The 6997-nt window shown below is 38.4% G+C and carries 9 protein-coding genes, 2 tRNA genes and 1 rRNA gene; 9 read left to right on the top strand and 3 right to left on the bottom strand.

All coding sequences use genetic code 11. The annotated features are described in order from the left end of the window. Nucleotides 1–131: 131 nt before the first annotated feature. From ACESSZ_RS16095 to ACESSZ_RS16065, 7 genes are all read left to right on the top strand, one after another. Nucleotides 132–590 (top strand): GNAT family N-acetyltransferase, encoded by a 459-nt coding sequence (locus ACESSZ_RS16095; RefSeq protein ID WP_132225705.1) that lies wholly within the window; start codon nucleotides 132–134, stop codon nucleotides 588–590. Between the two features lie 452 nt (nucleotides 591–1042). Further along, entirely contained in the window at nucleotides 1043–2029 is a 987-nt protein-coding gene (locus ACESSZ_RS16090) for a LolA family protein (protein WP_008689881.1), read from the top strand. Then, entirely contained in the window at nucleotides 2029–2361 is a 333-nt protein-coding gene (locus ACESSZ_RS16085) for a type II toxin-antitoxin system PemK/MazF family toxin (protein ID WP_008689879.1), read from the top strand. Before ACESSZ_RS16090 ends, ACESSZ_RS16085 begins: the two co-directional genes overlap by 1 nt. A gap of 210 nt (nucleotides 2362–2571) precedes the next feature. Continuing rightward, nucleotides 2572–2647: transfer RNA gene (locus ACESSZ_RS16080), tRNA-Asp, on the top strand. Between the two features lie 5 nt (nucleotides 2648–2652). Beyond that, nucleotides 2653–2726 (top strand) — tRNA-Gly (locus ACESSZ_RS16075). Between the two features lie 337 nt (nucleotides 2727–3063). Then, on the top strand, nucleotides 3064–3495 hold the full coding sequence (locus ACESSZ_RS16070; protein WP_117548422.1) for a thioredoxin family protein: 432 nt from the start codon (nucleotides 3064–3066) through the stop codon (nucleotides 3493–3495). Continuing rightward, a complete protein-coding gene (locus ACESSZ_RS16065) occupies nucleotides 3465–4304 on the top strand; it encodes an AAC(3) family N-acetyltransferase (RefSeq protein ID WP_008689875.1) in 840 nt (279 codons plus the stop codon). The genes ACESSZ_RS16070 and ACESSZ_RS16065 overlap by 31 nt, the downstream gene beginning before the upstream one ends. Here ACESSZ_RS16065 and ACESSZ_RS16060 read toward each other — a convergent pair. The 3 genes from ACESSZ_RS16060 to ACESSZ_RS16050 form a co-directional block, all read right to left on the bottom strand. Next, nucleotides 4271–4723, bottom strand: a complete 453-nt coding sequence (locus tag ACESSZ_RS16060; protein ID WP_017144561.1) for a free L-methionine (R)-S-oxide reductase MsrC — start codon at nucleotides 4721–4723, stop codon at nucleotides 4271–4273. The genes ACESSZ_RS16065 and ACESSZ_RS16060 overlap by 34 nt on opposite strands. 238 nt (nucleotides 4724–4961) lie before the next feature. Beyond that, nucleotides 4962–5246 carry a spore coat protein gene (locus tag ACESSZ_RS16055; protein WP_117548423.1) on the bottom strand — a complete coding sequence of 95 codons (285 nt, stop codon included), beginning with the start codon at nucleotides 5244–5246 and terminating at the stop codon, nucleotides 4962–4964. Further along, nucleotides 5243–5458, bottom strand: a complete 216-nt coding sequence (locus tag ACESSZ_RS16050; protein WP_008979731.1) for a hypothetical protein — start codon at nucleotides 5456–5458, stop codon at nucleotides 5243–5245. Before ACESSZ_RS16050 ends, ACESSZ_RS16055 begins: the two co-directional genes overlap by 4 nt. A 104-nt stretch (nucleotides 5459–5562) precedes the next feature. Between ACESSZ_RS16050 and ACESSZ_RS16045 the strand changes: the two genes are divergently transcribed. Together ACESSZ_RS16045 and ACESSZ_RS16040 are read left to right on the top strand one after the other, a co-directional pair. Next, nucleotides 5563–6105, top strand: coding sequence for a DUF402 domain-containing protein (locus ACESSZ_RS16045; RefSeq protein ID WP_008979732.1), 543 nt, complete (start codon nucleotides 5563–5565; stop codon nucleotides 6103–6105). Between the two features lie 348 nt (nucleotides 6106–6453). Then, nucleotides 6454–6997: ribosomal RNA gene (locus ACESSZ_RS16040) — 16S ribosomal RNA — on the top strand; the annotation flags it as partial.

The raw sequence follows: 6997 nt of genomic DNA, 5'->3' as shown, positions 1-6997 counted from the left end.
ATATAGCTTAATGAATTCCCAAGAAAGGAAGATATTATTTAATTACCTGTTTCTTGGGTAATTAAATAATACAAGATAAAATTCAAAGAGATAATAAAAAGGCTAAACAGTGAAAAAGAAAGGAAAAACACATGGAAATTCAAGTAGTATATGAGCATAACTTCGCGGATGCTAAAATCGTTCGTCAAGAAGTATTTGTAGAAGAACAAGGGTTCAAGATGGAATTTGATGAAATTGACAATCATGCCATTCATGTGACTTTATATCTAGATAAAGTCTTAGCAGGCTGTGCACGGATGTATGCGGATATAGAAAAAGATGTTATGCGTATCGGGCGGATAGCCTTACGCAAGCCATATCGTAAACAAGGACTTGGCAAGGTACTTGTCGAAAGCTGTGAAGCGTATGGCAAAAAACACAAAGCAAAAGCCTTTGTGCTGGATGCGCAATGTCGTATGCAAGGTTTTTATGAAAGACTTAATTATCAGGTAGATGGAGAAATCCATATGGATGAACATGTCCCACATGTACAAATGCGAAAGACGTTAAAAGACGAACAATCGCATGAAGAGTTTGATTTCAACACATAAATAAAAACAATGGTGAAAGCAGGTTTTGATACACCTTGCAGTATATGGAGAAAATAAAAAGATGAATAAAAATTGATCTTCTTGTGATAACATTATGAACATAAAACAGTATTTAAAAACCTAAATTTATCGCGCATGCAAATGAGGATAATATAACGATCAATCTTCGCGGCGAAACAAAAGGATATTAAGAAAGCCACATAAGCCGGCAAGAAAGGCATACAAACTCTCTATCCAGGGACTATACGAGAGGATATCGGTAAAGGTATGCAGATGAAATAAAACGGAAAACGCGTATTGAAGACAAATAAAAATAGAAAGGGCCAGAACTAGTTTCTGGTATTTTTTCATGTTGATCACCTGTTTCTACTCTATGAAAAGCCAAAGGAAATATGAATGAAATTCCTATGCGACGCATAAATTAGGATGAGCAGGAAGGGAGCAGATGCAGCATGAAAACAAAAATCATCGCTGGTATCGGTATTGCGATACTAGCAGTCGCACTCATCTTTACCATGAAACCAAAATCCTTCAGTGATGAATTTGCGCAGACCATGAAGGATATGGACTCTTACATCTTACAAGGAAATATGGAAATCACAAAAGGTGAGGATGTGAAAGCCTATGCGTTGGAAGTTGGCTATGAGAAAGGTGAAAAAGATTATTTTAAGGTTTCTTTAACAGATAAGGAACTGAATCAGGAACAAATCATACTACGCAACGACGCAGGCGTCTTCGTTGTGACCCCAAGCTTAAATCAAGTGTTTAAATTTGAAGGTGATTGGCCGATGAATTCACCAAAGCCATACTTATTGCAATCAATAGCGGACATCGTCAAACAAGAAAATGCCACAATAAAAAAGCAGAAGGATGGAACACTGGTAAGTGCTAAGGTTAGCTATCCCAATAATAAAAACTTTGATCATGAGGATATCATGTTTGATAAAAATGCCAAACTTAAGTGGCTTCAAATTTATAATAAAGATAATACCTCTGAATTAAAAATTGTCTTTACGAAATGTGAATATGATGCCAAGATCAAAAAGGATTATTTCAAAGCACCTGCCGTTATAGAAAAGAAGGCGAGTGCCAGCGTCATCAGTGAACAGGATTTACCACTATATCCGGTACAGGTATTTTCATCGGAACTGAAAAGTGCCAATCAGATGAAGGTTAATGGTGAAGTGAAACATGTTTTAGAGTATCATGGTGATAAAAATTTTACCGTTGTCGAAACCAAAAAAGAGGTGCCTAAAGATACACAAACGGTCATCATGCCGGGAGAGATGATTGATGCAATGGATGTTGTGGGATTTTATGATGGAAATCATATGAGTGTGGTATATGATGGTGTCGAGTTCTCCGTATTCTCCGATGAGTTGGGTCCGGAAGAAATGATGGAGGTTATCAACAGCATGCAGGTGGCTGTGATGAAATAATGATCAAACGGGGAGATGTATATTATGCAGATCTGTCACCTGTCATTGGCAGTGAACAAGGTGGGGTACGGCCGGTAGTGGTCGTGCAGAACGATAAGGGAAATCGTTATTCTAAAACAATCATCATTGCGCCGATTTCAAAAAAGATGTCAAAACCGCCAATTCCTACACATGTGATTTTCAGTGATGATTCATTGAGCTATGTGTCCATGATCTTATGTGAACAGCTGCGGACGATAGATAAGAAACGATTGGGGCAGTGGATTTGTACATTAGATGATAAAACAATTGAAAAAATAAATAAAGCAATACGTGTGAGTCTGGCATTATAGGGAGTGTGAAGGCACTCCCTTATGATATGAAAACGGCACTGTTGATGAAGATGGAAGGTATGACAATGATGATGAAGAGGGGAATTTTCACATGATATATAAAACATTAAAAAAATTAAAAAAAATTTAAAAAAGCTGTTGACAGAAAAAAAATCAGATGGTATTATATACGGGCACTGGCGGTAACAAAGCTGTCAGTTAAATATACAAGGTCCAGTGGTGTAGTGGTTAACATGCCTCCCTGTCACGGAGGAGATCGTGGGTTCGAGTCCCATCTGGACCGCCATTTTTGCAGATGTAGTTCAATGGTAGAACACAGCCTTGCCAAGGCTGATACGGGGGTTCAATTCCCCTCATCTGCTCCATCAATAACTACGTACTCTCATGAAAATGAGAGTTTTTTTATGCTTGTTTATGAAAGATGAGGGGAATTTTTGCGGTCCAGATGGGTTTTAGGGCGTGTTTGGTCTATTTTTGTTGGGAGGCATGTTGTAATCAACGTGTTTTTTTATGTGGTTGATTAAGAAAGTATGAATTATATGGCGCTGCTATGTCAGCACGAACCCCCGTCATAAGCAAATAGCTGTAACCAGCGTTCTAGGATAAGATTTATTGCGAAATATCATTTTTTTAGATTAAATGCGTAGAACTGGCAAATTCTGTGCTAAAATAAAAACAGCATCATCAAAAGGGGGAAGGAATATGAAAAAAGTAATATTCGTCATGCTGATTGTATGTCTGTTAGCTGCTTGCTCACCATCATCAAAAAAAGGGCCTATCGAAGTGAGTGCAGCGGAGGTTCTTGAGAAATTAAGTGACGAAAGAGAGAATTCATTTCTATTATATGTGATAAGCGATGACTGTTACTCCTGTGATGAATATCAAAAGGTCATAGAGGAAATAGAAAAACAACAGCCGTTTGAAGTGTATTATCTGCATATAAACCTAAAGGAAAAGGATGCAGATGTAAAGAAGATGTTAGATGAATTAAAAGTTACGACCGGTGTTTTGCGCCAGTTACCAACAACCTATTATTTTTATCAGGGGACGTTGCAGGCCGAAAACAGGAAAGAAGGATATTTAGAAAAGAAGGATCTGATAGCATGGCTGAAAAATTTACATATATTACATTAGATGAAGAACCGGAAACGGTTGTATCTACCAAAGAAGATATTTGTGCGCAATTAGAATCTTTGGGTATACAACGTGGTATGGTGATTTTGGTCCAGGCGGATATGAAAAAATTAGGTTATCTCATAGGTGGTGAACAGATGCTGATTGAGGCATTGATGGAAACAGTTGGCTATGAAGGAACTATCGTTATGCCGACTTTTACACCACAGATGGCTGATCCAGCCTGCCAAAAGAAACACATTGCCCGTATGTATTGGGAGGATGTGCGTCAGCATGCCTTGCCCTTTGATAAAAAATTAAGCGCACCCGAAAAAGCAGATGCGCTCATTTATCAGTTTTTACGCAATGAAGGCGTAGTTCGTTCATATCATCCATTATATAGCTTTGCGGCTTGGGGAAAATACGCCAAAATATTATGTGATAAGCATCCTTTGCACTTTGGTTTAAATCAGGATTCACCATTAGGTAAAGTATCTGAATTTAATGGTTATGTCGTACTTTTGGGCTGTGATTACAATGACTGTGTCATGTTTCAATTAGCCCGCTATCATGGAGAACAGCTTCCTATTAAACTTATCAGTGCTCCGATTGAAAATAATTCACGTGTACAGTGGAAAGATATGCTAGAACTTGATTTCACGAAACAGGACATGGGAGAAATCGGTGAAATCATGGAAGATAAGAGTGTCGTAAGAACGACTTACATAGGTACGGCAAAGTGTCGTTTCTTCTCTAGCAGAGAAGCTGTCACCTTAGCAAGCTCCTATTTTCATATTCATAATGATGAAATAAGTATGTTAGAAAATTGATTAAGCATGTCTTCATCTTCCTGCGTGAAGCGAGAAGGTGAATAAGAGTCAATGTCCAAAACACCCAGCAGGGTGTTTTCTTTTACTAAGGGAATTACTATTTCAGAATTACTTGCACTGTCACAGGCGATATGGCCGCTAAATTGATGAACATCATCTACACGCAGAATCTTGCGTTTTACAGCTGCTGTTCCACATACTCCTTTTCCCATTGGGATATGCATGCAGGCGACTTTCCCCTGAAAAGGGCCAAGTACCAATTCATCATGTTTATATAAATAAAATCCAGCCCAGCTAATATCGGGTAAGTATTGATATAATAAAGCAGCTGCATTTGCCATATTGGCAATTTCATCATGTTCATCCATTAATAAGCCACGCAGACTCGTTAATAAGGTTTCATATTCATTGTTCATCATTATACTACCTCCATGACAGTATCGTATCACATTTTTCATAAAGCGGAAATGAAAAAAGCATGTTCTGTGCAAGATGATGGATAGCTAAAAAAGATAACTTAGGATAAGTGCGTAATGCTGTTTAATAAATGGCTGTATCATTGGATCTTCATCATAAAAAAGTATATGTTTGTATCTTTATTCATACTTCTTATCTATAGAGGCCCCCAGAAAATGGGGCATAGAAAAAAGATAAGCTCTATTCACAGAGCTCATCTTCCATTTTACTAAATTTTGTATAGGCTTTTGAGATGTTCTTCTCAGAATCAGAGGTCATCTTATACCAGCCTTGTTCTTTCATCATTTCATAAACCTTGCGCTGTTGAGCAGAAAGATCTTGATATAGCGTATCTACTTCTTTAAAAAGTTCTTCATTACTTACTTCCTGTGAAAAAGTGTTGTATTCACTCTTCATATGTTTCAAGGTTATTAACAGGTTGGTCGCAATCTCTTTATCGCTGTAATTATTAGTTGATCCACTCATTCTTTTACCTCCTTTTGCAAAAGTTCTACCATTGTATGATAATGCTTAGCAAGATTCGTATTGACCTCCTCAAAGCAGGTTTTCACTTCTTCGTTTTGAATCATTGTGACATCATTGGTAATTCTTTTGTTTAAGACAAAGGTCTGATCCAGCAGGTCTTCTAAATATAAGACATCTTTAGGTGTTAACATAGCATCACACGCATGAAACATTGCTCATGCTTCTCCTTTCATTTCTAGTATGGGAAGAGATTGAAAATGTATTCTATGATTTTTTATGATATTTTGCTATAATAAAAAAACGTTAGGAGGCAGACATGGAATTACAAGAAAATCAATATGTATATATTCAAAGTTATAAACATGATGGCAGTCTGCATCGGACATGGGCAATGGGATACGTGCTTGAGGCAAATGAAAAACGTATCGTTGCTGTCACGAATCGTACTTTGGTAAGTGAATCAGACGGTCGTAAGTGGGTGACCAGAGAACCGGCAATCTGCTTTTTCTATCCAGATAAATGGTATAATGTCATTTGCATGATTCGTAAAACCGGCATTCATTATTATTGCAATCTAGCATCGCCTAGTATTTATGATGGTGAGGCAATTAAGAATATTGATTATGATTTGGATGTGAAGGTATCGCCAACAGGAAAAACGATGTTGTTAGATGAGGATGAATATGAACAACATGCAAGGGAAATGGCATACAGCAAAGCGTTGGATCGTGCAATTCATAAAGGACTGGATCGTTTGATGGTGGATATTCGATTGCGGAATTCGCCTTTTGAACATCATGAAATTAATGCATTGTATGAGCGATATTTGGCATGTATGGAGTTGGAGAAGAAGCAGTGATTTCAAAACTGTGAACTGGTAAGTATAGGTGACTTATTGTAACGCAGCAATAACATAACCGATATTATATAGATGACGTTTGTGATGCAGGTGGTGGATGCTTGATCTTGCATTAAAAACTTGAAAGAATTAGGTAAAATAAAAACAGCAATATAAAAAAATGAAAAAACTAAAAATTATCGTTGACATCGAAAATAAAGTGTTGTATTATATACGAGCGCTAAGCGAAAGCAAAGTGCAAATCGGTCTTTGAAAACTGAACAGGAAACGTCAATTTCAATGAAAAAGAGAAGTAATTCTCGGATAAACAAATAAGGAAAAAACGTTAGTAAACGTTTTGAGCTAAATCAAATGGAGAGTTTGATCCTGGCTCAGGATGAACGCTGGCGGCATGCCTAATACATGCAAGTCGAACGAAGTCTTTAGGAAGCTTGCTTCCAAAGAGACTTAGTGGCGAACGGGTGAGTAACACGTAGGTAACCTGCCCATGTGCCCGGGATAACTGCTGGAAACGGTAGCTAAAACCGGATAGGTATGAGGGAGGCATCTTCCTCATATTAAAGCACCTTCGGGTGTGAACATGGATGGACCTGCGGCGCATTAGCTGGTTGGTGAGGTAACGGCCCACCAAGGCGATGATGCGTAGCCGATCTGAGAGGGTGAACGGCCACATTGGGACTGAGACACGGCCCAAACTCCTACGGGAGGCAGCAGTAGGGAATTTTCGTCAATGGGGGGAACCCTGAACGAGCAATGCCGCGTGTGTGAAGAAGGTCTTCGGATCGTAAAGCACTGTTGTAAGTGAAGAATGCCACATAGAGGAAATGCTATGTGGGTGACGGTAGCTTACCAGAAAGCCACGGCTAACTACGTGCCAGCAGCCGCGGTAATA

The organism is Eubacterium sp. 3_1_31 (assembly GCF_964249515.1).
Taxonomy (GTDB): Bacteria; Bacillota_I; Bacilli_A; order Erysipelotrichales; family Erysipelotrichaceae; genus Longicatena; species Longicatena caecimuris.
The sequence above is the reverse complement of the archived record's forward strand: the minus strand, read 5'-3'. Positions and strand labels throughout refer to the sequence as shown.